We start from the raw sequence: 13,069 nt of genomic DNA on the forward strand, positions 1-13,069 counted from the left end.
GGCTGTCAGTCCGCAGGACTGACTGAGGAAGTTTATTAGATACGGCTATAACGGACAACAAAAATGGCTTGAGAACTCTTTTGAGCTCGCAAGCCATTTTTTCTTTCAGGGGTAGGTATTATTTCACACCCCCCGCCGTTTTTTTGTTTGGGACGCTATTCCTTTTCCCGTTTGGCCTGGCAGTCGGCACAGTAGCCGTACAGTTCCAGGTAGTGGCCCACAATTTCAAAGTGGGTTTTCCGGGCCAGGTCTTCCTCAAAGCCGTGGAGGGGACAGCCGTCAATGTCCACCACCTTGTGGCAGCCCAGGCAGATCAGGTGATGGGTGTGGCTCAGGGTGTACAGCAGGAAGCCGTATTTCCGGGAGCCCGGCAGCAGCATCTTTTCCGTAAGCTTTTTCTCGGTGAACATTTCCAAAATCCGGTATACGGTGGAAAAATTCAGATGGGCTCCTTCCTGGAGCAGTTTTTCATAGATTTCGTCGGCAGAGAGAACTTCCCGCTGGCGGAGCATCATTTGAAGCACCTGGTTCCGGGCTTTGGTGCTTTTGAGCCCTACCCGGCGGATCATCTCCTCACTGGTCAGCGGTTCTGTACTATTCAGCATGGGCACCTCCTTGCTGGAGCTTTTGGGACAGCTCCTTATAGAAAATCACCAGCATCAGGAGCACCACGGACACAATGGCGGTAATGCCCCCCGGGGCGGCTCCCAGCCAATAGGAAGCAAACAGCCCGGACAAGATGTCGATGAAGCTGAACACCACCGACAAGAACAGGGTTTGGCGGAACCCCTTCTGCAGCTGGAGGGCGGTGGCCACCGGCAGGGCAATCAGGGAACTGATGACCAGGATCCCCACAATCCGGATGGATACGGAAATGGTGGCTGCCACCAGGATGGAAAAAATATAATTGATGGCCCGGGCCTTGACGCCGGCAATCCGGGCACCGTCCTCGTCAAAGGACAGCATGACCAGTTGGGGAAAGAGTCCCAGGATGGTCAAAAGGGAAATGATGGTCAGCACCAGTACCGTCAGCACTTCTTTCTGGGAAACGGTCAGGATGCTGCCAAACAGGAAAGAATCTACATTGGCGTGGACCAGGCCGGAGCTGATAATGGTAATGGCGATGCCCACGGACAGGGACAGGACAATCACCAGGGTCAGTTCCGCATAGCGCCGGAATTTCTCCCGGAGGACTTCAATGAGCAGCCCGAAAAAGGAGGTCAGGCAGAAGGCACTGAGGATGGGGTTCCAGTCCAGCAGAAGCCCCGTGGCCACCCCGGCCAGGGAAGCGTGGCTCAGGGCGTCGCCAATCATGGAGTAGCGGCGCAGCACCAGGAACATCCCAATCAGGGGACAGATCAGGGAAATCAGCACGCTGATCATAAAGGCATTGCGCATAAAGGCGTATTCAAACATGACGGTTCCCTCCGTTCTCTGCTAGATATTCCTGGATATATTCCTGAGGCGTGCAGAAATGGCCCTGGGACTGGACCACGTGGAAGAAGGTGGAGGCATGGGAAGCGGCGTAGCGCAGGTTGTGCTCCACCGTGACAATGGTGATGCCCTGGGCATTTAACTGCTGAATCAAAGGGTACAGGTCGTCCTGGCTCTTGAGGTCCATGCCGGTAGAAGGTTCATCAAAAATCATCAGGTCCGGCTTGCCCAAAAGGGCCCGGGCAATCATCACCTTCTGGTACTGGCCGCCGGACAGGGCGCCAATCAGGTGTTCCTGCAGCTCCGTAATATGCATCTGGTCCAGCACCCGGTCCACCACTTTTTTGTCCTTGATATGGAGAATCTGCCGGGTATAGTCCAGCACTTCCCGGACAGTAATGGGGAACTGCTTGTTTACCATATCCGTGGGCTGGGGCACGTAGGCCGGCCGCCGGAAGGTGGAACGGATGGTGCCGGAGCTGGGGGAGAGCAGCCCCAGCATCAATTTGATCAGGGTGCTTTTGCCGCTGCCGTTTTCTCCCACAATGGCGATATAATCCCCGTCCTGAATGGTCATGGACAGGTCTTTCAATAAATAGGGACCTTGCTCGTAGGCAAAGTAGATATGACTTAAAGCTAACATGGGGTTAAATCCTTTCCCAAAATATTCTCTGGCAAATCTCTGGGATTTCCAGATGACAATAGTTTATTATAGAAGTGTTCACATAGAAATGCAAGGCATTTGCATTTATTGACGTTAGGCCAGCGGCGTGGTATGATAGGGAACGCGAGAAGATGCAAATCATTTGCAAGAAGTGGAGGAAGCAAGGATGAAAAAAGGATTGGCTCTGGTGCTGAGCCTGTGTTTATTGGTGCTGGGGGCCGGCTGCGGCAGTTCCAGTACCCCAGAAAAGAAAAGCGGCAAGCTGCCGGTTTCGGTGAGCTTTTATGCCATGAAGGAACTGGTCCAGGCTGTGGGCGGGGATAAGGTGGAAATTACCACCATCATTCCGGACGGCACGGAACCCCACGATTTTCAGCCCACGCCCAAGGATATGACCCGGCTGCATGAAGCCAAGGTTTTTGTAAAGCAGGGCCTGGGCATGGAGCCCTGGGCGGACGATATGGTGAAGGCTGCGGACAATCCCAAACTGCTGGTGGTGGAAGCGGCCAAGAATGTAACCCCCATCAAAAATACCGATGAGGATGAAATCAAGGAGCATGGCCAGTACGATCCCCATGCCTGGCTGTCCCTGGCCTGTGCCCGCAACGAGGTGGACCAGATTGTGGAGGGCCTCTCCAAGGCGGATCCGGCCAATGGGGATTACTACAAAAAGAACGGGGAAGCCTACGAAAAGAAGCTCCAGGACCTGGAAAATACCTATAAGGGAAAATTCCAAAACCTGCCCCGGAAAGAATTCGTTACCGGCCATGCGGCCTTTGCCTACCTGTGCCGGGATTTTGGCCTGACCCAGAACAGTGTGGAATCCGTCTTTGCTTCCGGCGAGCCCAATGCTAAGCAGATGGCCCAGCTGGTGAGCTACTGCAAAGAACATCGGGTAACCACCATCTTTACGGAAGCGGCCATCAGCCCCAAGACCAGCGAAGCCCTGGCCAAGGAAGTGGGAGCCAAGGTGGTGCCCATCCACACCCTGGAGGGCAGTGAAGGCAGTGACAAAGGGTATTTGGCCCTGATGGAAGAAAACCTGAAAGCCATTTACGCCAGCCTGCAATAAAGCAGAACCTCGGGAGTGCGGCTTGCCGCCTCCCTTTTTTTATGGAAAAAACCTGTTTTTTTCAGGCAGTTTGGGTATAATGGGATGATACGGAAGGGGGACTGGCAATGGAACGCATCAGCCGAATTTTACAGGAAATTGCCCATTATGGGAAAAATCAGGACGGGTCCTATACCCGTCTGGGCTATAGCCCGGAATTTAGAGAGAGCCGGAACGCGGCCCAAAAACTCATGGAAAGCTATGGAATGGAAACCAGTACGGATGCAGCTGGCAATGTGAGAGGCATTCTTTGGGGTACGGACAAAGCGGCAAAACATATTCTCATGGGGTCCCACCTGGATACGGTGCCTTCCGGAGGCCTTTTTGACGGCGCCTACGGGGTAGCCGCAGCCCTGGGAGCGGTGGAACGGCTGCAGCAGGAGGGCCGGAAGCTGCGTCATACCGTAGAGGTGTACGGCTTTAACGCCGAAGAAGGGGGCCCCTTGGGCGGTACCTTCGGCAGCCGGGCCCTGGCGGGCCTGGTGGATCCCCAGCAGTTCCACCTGGCAGAGGCCCTGGCAGCCTATGGCCACACCGTGGAGGAAATTCTCGCCTGTGCCCGGGATTTTTCAGATGTACTGTGTTATCTGGAAACCCATGTGGAGCAGGGCGGCGTGCTGGAACAACAGGGGATTCCTATTGGAGTGGTCAGCGGCATTGCCGGCATTGGCCGCTACCAGGTAACAGCCCTGGGCCAGAGCAACCACGGGGGCACCACCCCCATGCGCCTGCGCCGGGACGCCATGGTGGCCATGGCTATGCTGATTGTGTATGCCGATGCCCAGTGCCGGGAAATTGACCCCGCCCTGGTCTTCACCCCGGGAAAAGTGACGGTGTATCCGGGCGCGGCCAATGTGGTGCCGGGAAAAGTGGTGGCGTCCTTTGAAATGCGCCATGTGGAGAAAGCCAGGACCGATGAACTGCTGCGCCGCATTGAGGCAAAAGCCAAAGAGATTCCAGATGCTGACTTTACCATTGAAAAAGTCATCTACAAGAGCAGCGCCCACTGTGCTCCAGCCTTGCAGGACATGATCCGGCAGGCAGCGGCCGAGGCAGGCGCTGCAGCCATGACCCTGCCCAGCGGAGCCGGCCACGATGCGGATTCCCTGGACCACCGGGTGCCCATTGGGATGATTTTTGTGCCCAGCCATTTGGGCATCAGCCACAGCGGAGATGAATGGACGGAGCCCCAGGCTGTGGAGCAGGGCGGGGATATCCTGTATCGGACCCTGCTGAAGGTGGACGCAGCTGGTCTGGCGGAATAAAATCTTCATAATTTCTTGATATTTTGTGCCCCAGTTCTGCATATTCCTTTCGTATACTACAGGCAACAAATGGAGTGAAGCTGGCAGTGAATTTTGGAAGCTGCTGGCAGCGAAAGGAGAATGCATGATGGTAATGACAAATTATATGGATCTTTTGGCTATGCACCAGCCCTGGAATCTGATCCTCTTTATGGTGCTGCCGGTGGTGCTGGCAGAATCCCTGGTGGCCACAGAATTTTATGTGACCTACTACCGGAAGGAAGGGGCGGGGAACTGGAAAAAATGGAACCACCGGCTGGGCATTGCTGCCGGGGGCTATTTCCTCCTGGTTTTCCTCTACCTGATGACCAATGTGGTACCGGGACTCAGCTGGAAGGGCTGGACGGATGAACTGGCCATTTGGGCCTACCTGCTGGGGATTGTTCCCCTGGGGGCCATTGCCCTGATGGAACTGGGGATTATCGGCAAACACGCTACGGAACACCAGCGGACCATGCGGCATTTTGGCCTTCTGATTGGCTTTTTGGTGGTCAGCCACGTGGCCATGGTCTTTGGCATGGTGGACCCGACCCTGAGCGGCTGGCGGCCCGCAGGAGCGCCTATGCAAAAAGGCATGGACCACAGCGCCATGCCGGGCATGCAGCAGTCGGCAGTTCCCCAAAAAGGAAACCGGGTTTTGGCCGCTGCCTACAGCGCCCAGGGCAAAACCGCCTACGCTGCCCAGAACCTGGATAACAGCGGTGCCAATAACAACAATGGCAATTGGCAGGGTGGTCCCTGCTGGGGCTACAACCAGAACGGCCGGGGAAATGCCAATCCCGGAAACGGCCAAAACTGGACGCCTCCCTGCTGGGGCGGCAATGGCAATGCCAATCAGGACAACCGGAGCGTGACGGCTTCCGGCTACAACTTCTAATACGAAAAAGGGACTGTGAAAAAATGGCTTGCGAATTCAAACTAGTTCGCAAGCTATTTTTAACGTTCGTTATAGCCGTATCTGCACCTCAAAACTTCCTCAGTCAGCCCTACGTGCTGACAGCCCCTTCACGCTTGAAGGGGCCGGTCTTAGGCCCATACTGGTCATGTGCAAAACGGGTTTTGAGATAAAATTTAGGTACGTAAATACCTGCACCACCCTTCTTTGTCACTTGACCAGTAGAGGCCTGGTACGCTTCCTGCAAGCGTGTAGGAAGTGTCGCCGAAGGCGACGATAGAAGTTTCATTTTTTCACAGTCCCTTTTTGTACAGGGAGCCTGACGCTTTTTGGCAAAACAAGGTATAATAAAAAACAAAAGGAGGTGGCCGGATGGACACCTATACGGTACTTGCCGTGGATGATGATGCCAAGCTTCTGGAACTGGTGACCAATTATCTGCGGAAGGAAAATTTTGTGGTTGTTACGGCTAGAGACGGGGAGGCGGCCCTGCAGGTTTTCCGGGAAAAGCAGCCCCAGCTGGTGCTTTTGGACCTGATGCTGCCCAAATTGGATGGCCGGGATGTGTGCCGGCAGATCCGGCAGGAAAGCACGGTGCCTATTATTATGCTTACCGCCCGGGATGCGGAATTTGACCGGCTGATGGGCTTGGAACTGGGGGCTGACGACTATATCACCAAACCGTTCAGCCTCCGGGAACTGACGGCCCGGGTCCGGGCCCTGCTGCGGCGCACCTACGGCGCCTATGTGGAGAAAAAAGCCCAGGAGCCTGAGGTGCTGGAAGCCGGTGGGCTGAAACTGGACCTGAAGGAGCATCTGCTCTGGCGGCAAAAGGAGGGCAGCCCCCAGACAGCGCCGGAGTGGGAAGAAATCGAGCTGACGCCCATTGAATTCAGCCTGTTGGAGGTGTTTTTAAAGAATCCCCGGCAAGTCTTCAACCGGCTGCAGCTGCTGGAGAATACCCACGGCTTTGCCTTTGAAGGCTACGAGCGGACCATTGATGCCCACATCCGGAACCTGCGCCGGAAAATCGAGCCGGATACCCGGCATCCCCGGTATATCCTTACGGTGTACGGCATTGGCTATAAATTTGGAGGGGACTCCCATGCCTAAATTTCACAGCATTCGGGATAAGCTCATGGTCAGTACCTTTCTGCTGATCCTGCTCTGCGGCCTGGTGGTCATCTACCTGTGCGGCCGGCAGATGGAAGACCTGTTCCTGCGCTATTTGAGCATGCCCGGCACGATGCACGGCGGTATGATGCACGGCGGCATGATGGGCGGCGGTATGGGGATGATGGGCCCTTCGGAACTGGCCTTTATGGAATCCTACCACCAGTCCCTTTGGTGGGTGGGGCTGTTTTTTGCTTTTCTGGGCCTGGTGGTCAGCTATTTTCTGGCTGGCTCCATTACCAGGCCCCTGCGGCAGCTCTGCCAGGCTACGGAAAAAATCCGCCAGGGCAAGCTGAAGCAGGAAGTGCCGGTGACCACCTGTGATGAGGTGGGGCAGCTGACCACCCTGTTCAACAAAATGTCCGAGGAACTGGCGGAGAACGAACAAAACCGGCGGGAATTTTTGGCCAACATTGCCCATGAGCTGCGGACGCCTTTGGCCGTACTCCAGGGGCAGCTGGAAAGTCTGCTGGACGGCGTGGAACCGCCGGCCCCGGAAAAACTCTTTTCCATGGAGGAAGAAGTCATGCGGCTGACCCGGCTGGTGGCGGACCTCAGGGACTTGTCCCTGGCGGAGGTGCACCAGCTGGAGCTGCACAAAAAGCCGGTGGATCTCAACGGCCTGCTTCAGCGGGCTGCAGCCATGCTGACGCCCCTTTTGGAGGAAAAGCATCTCCAGTTCCAGGTGGACCTGGCAGAGCAGCTGCCCCTTTTGGAACTGGACCCGGACCGGCTGAACCAGGTGGTGTACAATCTGGTGGTGAACGCCATCCGTTATACGGACCCGGGAACGGTGATTACCCTGACCAGCCGGGTGCAAAACGGGCAGGTGCAGCTTTTGGTGGCGGACCAAGGACCGGGCATTGCTCCGGAAGACCTGCCCCATATTTTTGAGCATTTTTACCGGGGGGACAAATCCCGGAACCGGGGGACCGGAGGCAGCGGCATAGGCCTGTCCCTGGCCAAAAGTTTCGTGGAAAATCAGGGAGGCACCTTGACTGTAGCTAACACCCAGCCCAAAGGTGCTGTTTTTCAGGTGACTTTCCCTATAGAGAAGCAGAAAAAATAGGAGGCGCAGTATGGAACTAGAACAATTGCTTTTGGCCCGGCGGAGCGTCCGGCATTTTACAGCAGAACCGGTGGACCCTGCTGACCTGAAAAAAATTTTGGCGGCAGGGCTGTCGGTGCCCAGCAGCAAAAACCTCCACAGCAGCGAGCTGGTGGTGGTTACGGACCCGGAGCAGGTCCACGCCCTAGCGGACTGTAAGCCCCAGTTTGGCCAAATGCTCCGGGAAGCGGCCTGTGCGGTGGTGGTACTGGGCGCCACTTCTTCCCATGCCTGGGTGGAGGATGCCTCCCTGACCCTTTTGGCCATGCTGCTCCAGGCAACAGAGTTGGGCCTGGGCAGCTGCTGGGTTCAGGTGCGCCATATGCACGCAGCAGCCCTGGGAGCGGACGGGAAACCTCTCACGTCTTCGGATTACCTCAGAGAAAAACTGGGCATTCCGGAAGGGTATGAAGTGGAAGCCATTTTGGCCCTGGGCCATGCTGCCCATCCCCTGCGGCCCCATACGTTGCAGGAATTGGACTGGAAAAAGGTCCATCAGGAGCGGTTCTAAAGCAAAATCCCGTCCTTCCCAGTAAGGGAAAGACGGGATTTTTCAATTGGCGCTTTTAGAAGGTTCCCTGCATATAGGTTTCCCCCCAGTGGCAGATGGCCATAATCACCGGCCGCAGGGTTTCTCCCCGTTCCGTCAGGGAGTACTCGGTTTTGGGAGGAACCACCGGGTAGACTTCCCGGTGCAGCAGGCCGTCCGCCTCCAGTTCCCGGAGCTGCTGGGTCAGCATTTTGGCCGTAGCCTGGGGAATGTAGGCCTGGAGCTGGTGGAAACGGAGTACGGAATCCGTCATGATATGGTAAAGGATGATGGCCTTGTATTTGCCCCCAATTTGGCTAAGGGCAGCTTCCACTGGGCAGTGGAAGGGCTTTTCCTGGGGATCGTGTGGTTTCATAATGCCTCCTTGGTTTCTGAAAGGTAGCAAATACCTTTTTGGGCAGTATTTGCAGAATAAAAGACCTATGGTAATATTACCATAAGATGTCAATGGGTTCCCAGAGCGCCGGGAGAGGCTCTGGACCAGGGGAGGGGAAAGTTATGGAAAAAAACAGCGGGGGTTGGGGAAACTATTTGCTGCCCATTGTGGCCGCCTGTCTGCTTTACGCCCTGAGCGGCGGTATCCGGGCGGTGTATGGGATTATGATCCGTCCGCTGACGGTATTGTCCGGAATTTCTTATGCGGACGCAGCTTTTGCTTTTGGCATTGCCCAGCTGCTGTACGGGCTGACCCAGCCCCTGTGGGGCGCCCTGGCCCTGCGCCGGGGGAGCCGGCCGGTGCTTTTGGCAGGGGCGGTGCTGATGGCCGCCGGCTTATTTTTGACGCCGCTGGCCCGGAGCACCGGGGAGCTGACCCTGTATTTGGGGATTATCCTGGCTTCCGGGACGGGCGCCCTGTGCTTTGGCCTGATTATGGGCACCCTGTCGCCCCTTTTGGGACCCCAGCGGGCCTCCGCCGTGTCCGGCATCCTGAATGCCGCTTCCGGCATTGGCAGCGCCTTTTTGTCCCCGGCCCTTCAGGGCATGAATGCGGCCTGGGGAATTGGCACCAGCCTCAGGGTGCTGGGCGGGGCCCTGGCCTGTATGGTGCTGGTAATCCTGTGGCTGTGCAGCCTGAAGCAAGCGGGAAAGCCCAGCAGCCAGGCTGCTGAAGAAGCGTCCCAGGAGGCCATCGGCAGTGTTCTTCGCCGGGCCTGGGGCACCTGGGCCTATAAGGCCCTCCTGATTGGGTTCAGCACCTGCGGGTTCCATATGGTCATTATCCAGACCCACCTGGTGCCCCAAATGGAATCCCTGGGGGTGCCGGGCAGTACGGCAGCCATGCTGTACACCGGCTTTGGGCTCACCACCCTTCTGGGGTCCATTCTGTCCGGCTTTTTCTGCCTGCGCTTTCCCCAACCCCGGGTGTTGGGGACTTTGTACGGGCTCCGGGTGGTGACGGTGGTGCTGTTCATGTTCCTGCTGCCCCAAAATACCCTGTGCCTGGGTCTGTTCACCCTGCTTTTGGGTTTTACCGGAGATGCTACGGTGACCCCTACCTCGGAAATCATCAGCCGGCGGTTTGGCCCGGCTTCCATGGGTTTCCTTTTTGGGCTGACCTTTGTGTGTCACCAGATTGGGGGTTTTGTCAGTTCCTGGCTGGGGGGTATCCTGTTTACCCAGACCGGCAGCTACCAGACCATCTGGCTGGCGGATGCGGTGCTGTGCGCCATCGCTTCCCTGGCCAGCTATTCCATTTCCCGGAGGGTTCCTGCTTTAGAAAAATAAAACAGAAAGCCATGACGTTCCCTTTTGGGAGTGCCATGGCTTTTCTTACGTTTGGGGCAGGGCCTTGTCCGCTTTTTGGCCCGTTTGTTCCGGCCGGCCCTGGATGGCTTCCACCAGAAGGGGCACCAGGGAACGCAGGGGACTGTTTTCCTCATAGGCCAGGCCGATGGAACGATGGTTGTACCGGCTGCGGAAAGAGAAAAAGCGGACGTGGTTGGTTTTGGGGTTGTAGTTTTGGGCCAGAACCCCGGGCAGGAAGCCCACCCCGTAATTATGGTTTACCAGGGAATACACCGTATCCAGGTTTTCCGAGGAATAGACGGATTGGGGCATGAAGCCAAAGTGCCGGCAGATTTTCAGGGCAGCCTTGTGCATCTTGAGCCCTTCCTTGGGCAGCACAAAAGGAAAATGCTGGTAGGCCAACAGGTCGATTTTCCCGTCCTTCAGGGCGGTGGGAAGCAGGTCCAGGGCTTTTTTGTTTTCTTCGCTGAAGGCAAAGAGAATTTCTTCTTCTCCCAGGCTCACAAAGGAAACTTCCTTGTGGGTTACAGGAGCCGGGAAAATCCCAAAGTCCAGTTTGCCCTGGAGCATCTGGCTTTCCAGAAAATGGGATTCCCCGTCCACAATCTGGATGTGGTAGGCGGGCAGGCATTTCCGGATGCTTTGGAGGAAGGGGGTCAGGAACCACTTCCCGTAGAACTGGGATACGCCGATGCTGAGCTGCTTCTTTTCATCGTTGCACCAGTGGCGCATGGCCTGCTCCAGCCCCTGCATCTGCTTTAGGATTTCCTGGCCCTGCTGGATATAATACTGGCCGGCAGGGGTCAGTTCCACGTGGGTCCGGGTCCGGTAGAACAGGGCCACGTTCAGGCTTTTTTCCAGCCTTTTGATATATTGGCTCAGGGCCGGCTGGCTGATGAACAGCAGCTGGGCAGCCTGGGAAAAGCTTTTGGTTTTGGCCACGGCGGCCACGTACTCCAAATCACGGCTATCCATAGGTACCTCCTCTTTGGCTTATAACTTTGTATTATAGACTGATTATAATATAGTATTATACAACCCTTGGGGAAAATAGTAAAGTGTAGGCAAGAAAAGTGAGAATTGCGTGATAGTTTGCATAACGCAATGGGGGTAAAGGAGAGAGTATCATGGCTTTAAATTTGACGCAAAAATTATTGCAGGTTCATCTGGCCAAACCGGCGGAACTGGTGCCGGGTAATGAAATCGAACTGACGGTGGATCAGACCCTGACCCACGATATCAATGCGGTCATGTCCTACCTGGCCTTTGAGGCCCTGGACCTGGACCGGATCCGCACCAAGCTGTCCGTCAGCTACATTGACCACAATCTGCTGCAGATCGACAACAAGACCCCGGACGACCATATCTACCTGCAATCCATCGCCCAGCGTTACGGCCTGGTGCTGTCCAAGGCCGGCAACGGCATCTGCCATACCCTGCAATACAGCCGTTTTGGCAAGCCGGGAGCCATGCTCCTGGGAGGCGACAGCCATACGCCCAGCTGCGGCGCCCTGGGTATGCTGGCCATTGGGGTAGGGGGCATGGATATTGCTGTAGCCCTGGCAGGTTTCCCCTACGTGCTGAAAATGCCGAAAATCGTCAAGGTGAACCTGAAGGGTCATCTCCAACCCGGTTCTGCGGCCAAGGATATCATTCTGGAAATGCTGCGCCGCTGCACCGTGAAGGGCGGGGTTGGCAAAATTTATGAATACGTAGGAGAAGGGGCCAAAACCCTGTCCATTCCGGAACGGGTGACCATCACCAATATGGGGGCCGAACTGGGTGCTACCACTTCCGTCTTCCCGGCGGATGAACAGGTGCACCGCTTCCTGAAGGCCCAGGGCCGGGAACAGGATTACACCCCTTGGGAACCGGATGAAGGCTGTTCCTACGATGAAGAAATGGAAATCGACCTGGATACCCTGGAACCCCTGGTGGCTTGTCCCCATATGCCGGACAATGTGATGAAAGTGGCGGACGTGCCCAAGGTGCCGGTACAGCAGGTGTTCATCGGCAGCTGCACCAACGGTTCCTACAGCGACTTCAAGAAAGTGGCGCTGGTACTCAAGGACCACAAAATCTGCCCCACGGTGAGCCTGGTGCTGGGCATCAGCTCCCGGCAGATCTACCTGCGGCTGATGCAGGACGGCGTCCTGGCAGAGCTGCTCAATGCCGGCTGCCGGCTGACGGAACTGGCCTGCGGACCCTGCTGCGGCATCGGCATTGCGCCCCCCAGCAAAGGCATTGCAGTCCGGACCTCCAACCGGAACTTCAAGGGCCGGAGCAGCACGGCGGATGCCAGCCTGTACCTGGTAAGCCCTGAAGTGGCTGCAGCTACGGCCATTAAAGGGGAACTGGCCCTGCCCCAGGACGTGATGGACGATGTATCCGTACTGGCCCAGGTTCAGGAACCGGACAGCTATCCCATCAACGACAACCTGTTCCTGCTGCCGCCGGAAGATGGCAGCAAGGTGGAAATCGTCCGGGGCCCCAACATCAAACCCCTGCCGGTAGCCGAACCGCCGGAAGAAACCCTGGAAGCCAAGGTCAGCCTGAAAGCCCGGGACAATGTGTCCACCGACGATATTACCCCGGCCAGCGCCCAATTTTCTTCCATGCGGTCCAATATGCCGGCCATGGCCCAATATGCGTTCTGCCGCTACGACCCTGACTTTTCCAAACGGGCCCAGGCAGACGGCAAGAGCTTTATTGTAGGCGGGGAAAACTACGGCCAAGGTTCCTCCCGGGAACACGCCGCCATTACCCCCATGTACCTGGGCGTCAAAATGGTGATTGCCAAGAGCTTTGCCCGGATCCATAAGCAGAACCTGATCAACCATGGGGTTACCCCGGTGGTCTTTGTGGACCCGGCGGCCTACGACGGCATTGACCTGGACGACACCTTCCATATCGACAACCTGCGGGAGCAGATGAAACAGAAATTGATTACCGTAAAAAATATCACCAATGGCACCCAATTCCAGGTTCGTCTGGAAGTGTCCGACCAGGAAGTAGAAATCCTGCTGGCCGGCGGCAAACTGCGCTTCTACAAAGCCAAGCTCCACGGCCACGCCTAAGCTAAAG

13 protein-coding genes are annotated in these 13,069 nt (G+C 56.4%); 8 read left to right on the plus strand and 5 right to left on the minus strand.

The window, feature by feature from the left end; translation table 11 throughout:
* Positions 1 to 155: 155 nt before the first annotated feature.
* From LKE88_RS09705 to LKE88_RS09715, 3 genes are read right to left on the minus strand one after another with little or no spacing between them, the layout of a single operon-like run.
* On the minus strand, positions 156 to 605 hold the full coding sequence (locus tag LKE88_RS09705; protein ID WP_105326700.1) for a Fur family transcriptional regulator: 450 nt from the start codon (positions 603 to 605) through the stop codon (positions 156 to 158).
* Positions 595 to 1,416 (minus strand): metal ABC transporter permease, encoded by an 822-nt coding sequence (locus tag LKE88_RS09710; RefSeq protein ID WP_105326701.1) that lies wholly within the window; start codon positions 1,414 to 1,416, stop codon positions 595 to 597. The genes LKE88_RS09705 and LKE88_RS09710 overlap by 11 nt, the downstream gene beginning before the upstream one ends.
* Positions 1,409 to 2,077, minus strand: coding sequence for a metal ABC transporter ATP-binding protein (locus LKE88_RS09715; RefSeq protein ID WP_105326702.1), 669 nt, complete (start codon positions 2,075 to 2,077; stop codon positions 1,409 to 1,411). Before LKE88_RS09715 ends, LKE88_RS09710 begins: the two co-directional genes overlap by 8 nt.
* Before the next feature lie 187 nt (positions 2,078 to 2,264).
* Between LKE88_RS09715 and LKE88_RS09720 the strand changes: the two genes are divergently transcribed.
* The 6 genes from LKE88_RS09720 (at position 2,265) to LKE88_RS09745 (ending at position 8,200) form a co-directional block, all read left to right on the plus strand.
* Entirely contained in the window at positions 2,265 to 3,170 is a 906-nt protein-coding gene (locus tag LKE88_RS09720; protein WP_105326703.1) for a metal ABC transporter substrate-binding protein, read from the plus strand.
* A 107-nt stretch (positions 3,171 to 3,277) separates the two neighbouring features.
* A complete protein-coding gene (locus LKE88_RS09725; protein ID WP_105326704.1) occupies positions 3,278 to 4,474 on the plus strand; it encodes a Zn-dependent hydrolase in 1,197 nt (398 codons plus the stop codon).
* Between the two features lie 127 nt (positions 4,475 to 4,601).
* The gene (locus LKE88_RS09730; protein WP_199614397.1) at positions 4,602 to 5,390 is read left to right on the plus strand and encodes a DUF6803 family protein; all 789 of its coding nucleotides are present in this window, start codon (positions 4,602 to 4,604) and stop codon (positions 5,388 to 5,390) included.
* A gap of 390 nt (positions 5,391 to 5,780) precedes the next feature.
* Complete coding sequence (locus LKE88_RS09735) at positions 5,781 to 6,521, plus strand: response regulator (protein WP_105326705.1); 741 nt, start codon at positions 5,781 to 5,783, stop codon at positions 6,519 to 6,521.
* On the plus strand, positions 6,514 to 7,650 hold the full coding sequence (locus LKE88_RS09740; RefSeq protein WP_118286646.1) for a sensor histidine kinase: 1,137 nt from the start codon (positions 6,514 to 6,516) through the stop codon (positions 7,648 to 7,650). Before LKE88_RS09735 ends, LKE88_RS09740 begins: the two co-directional genes overlap by 8 nt.
* A gap of 10 nt (positions 7,651 to 7,660) precedes the next feature.
* Positions 7,661 to 8,200: a nitroreductase family protein gene (locus tag LKE88_RS09745; RefSeq protein ID WP_105326707.1), complete on the plus strand. Its 540-nt coding sequence runs from the start codon at positions 7,661 to 7,663 to the stop codon at positions 8,198 to 8,200.
* 55 nt (positions 8,201 to 8,255) lie between these two features.
* Here LKE88_RS09745 and LKE88_RS09750 read toward each other — a convergent pair whose 3' ends face one another.
* Positions 8,256 to 8,594, minus strand: a complete 339-nt coding sequence (locus LKE88_RS09750) for a winged helix-turn-helix transcriptional regulator (RefSeq protein ID WP_105326708.1) — start codon at positions 8,592 to 8,594, stop codon at positions 8,256 to 8,258.
* A gap of 143 nt (positions 8,595 to 8,737) precedes the next feature.
* Between LKE88_RS09750 and LKE88_RS09755 the strand changes: the two genes are divergently transcribed.
* Entirely contained in the window at positions 8,738 to 9,964 is a 1,227-nt protein-coding gene (locus tag LKE88_RS09755; RefSeq protein WP_158572288.1) for an MFS transporter, read from the plus strand.
* A gap of 45 nt (positions 9,965 to 10,009) precedes the next feature.
* Here the strand turns inward: LKE88_RS09755 and LKE88_RS09760 are convergent, their stop codons facing one another.
* Entirely contained in the window at positions 10,010 to 10,960 is a 951-nt protein-coding gene (locus tag LKE88_RS09760) for a LysR family transcriptional regulator (RefSeq protein WP_276803476.1), read from the minus strand.
* A 152-nt stretch (positions 10,961 to 11,112) separates the two neighbouring features.
* Between LKE88_RS09760 and LKE88_RS09765 the strand changes: the two genes are divergently transcribed.
* Positions 11,113 to 13,062, plus strand: a complete 1,950-nt coding sequence (locus LKE88_RS09765; RefSeq protein ID WP_276803478.1) for an aconitate hydratase — start codon at positions 11,113 to 11,115, stop codon at positions 13,060 to 13,062.
* The last annotated feature ends 7 nt before the right edge of the window (positions 13,063 to 13,069 follow it).

Source organism: Acidaminococcus hominis (assembly GCF_022484025.1).
Classification (GTDB): Bacteria; Bacillota; Negativicutes; order Acidaminococcales; family Acidaminococcaceae; genus Acidaminococcus; species Acidaminococcus hominis.

Coding starts and splice junctions, on each gene's coding strand:
- LKE88_RS09705 (WP_105326700.1), bottom strand. CDS start 605: ATGCTGAATAGTACAGAACCGCTGACCAGTGAGGAGATGATCCGCCGG.
- LKE88_RS09710 (WP_105326701.1), bottom strand. CDS start 1,416: ATGTTTGAATACGCCTTTATGCGCAATGCCTTTATGATCAGCGTGCTG.
- LKE88_RS09715 (WP_105326702.1), bottom strand. CDS start 2,077: ATGTTAGCTTTAAGTCATATCTACTTTGCCTACGAGCAAGGTCCCTAT.
- LKE88_RS09720 (WP_105326703.1), top strand. CDS start 2,265: ATGAAAAAAGGATTGGCTCTGGTGCTGAGCCTGTGTTTATTGGTGCTG.
- LKE88_RS09725 (WP_105326704.1), top strand. CDS start 3,278: ATGGAACGCATCAGCCGAATTTTACAGGAAATTGCCCATTATGGGAAA.
- LKE88_RS09730 (WP_199614397.1), top strand. CDS start 4,602: ATGGTAATGACAAATTATATGGATCTTTTGGCTATGCACCAGCCCTGG.
- LKE88_RS09735 (WP_105326705.1), top strand. CDS start 5,781: ATGGACACCTATACGGTACTTGCCGTGGATGATGATGCCAAGCTTCTG.
- LKE88_RS09740 (WP_118286646.1), top strand. CDS start 6,514: ATGCCTAAATTTCACAGCATTCGGGATAAGCTCATGGTCAGTACCTTT.
- LKE88_RS09745 (WP_105326707.1), top strand. CDS start 7,661: ATGGAACTAGAACAATTGCTTTTGGCCCGGCGGAGCGTCCGGCATTTT.
- LKE88_RS09750 (WP_105326708.1), bottom strand. CDS start 8,594: ATGAAACCACACGATCCCCAGGAAAAGCCCTTCCACTGCCCAGTGGAA.
- LKE88_RS09755 (WP_158572288.1), top strand. CDS start 8,738: ATGGAAAAAAACAGCGGGGGTTGGGGAAACTATTTGCTGCCCATTGTG.
- LKE88_RS09760 (WP_276803476.1), bottom strand. CDS start 10,960: ATGGATAGCCGTGATTTGGAGTACGTGGCCGCCGTGGCCAAAACCAAA.
- LKE88_RS09765 (WP_276803478.1), top strand. CDS start 11,113: ATGGCTTTAAATTTGACGCAAAAATTATTGCAGGTTCATCTGGCCAAA.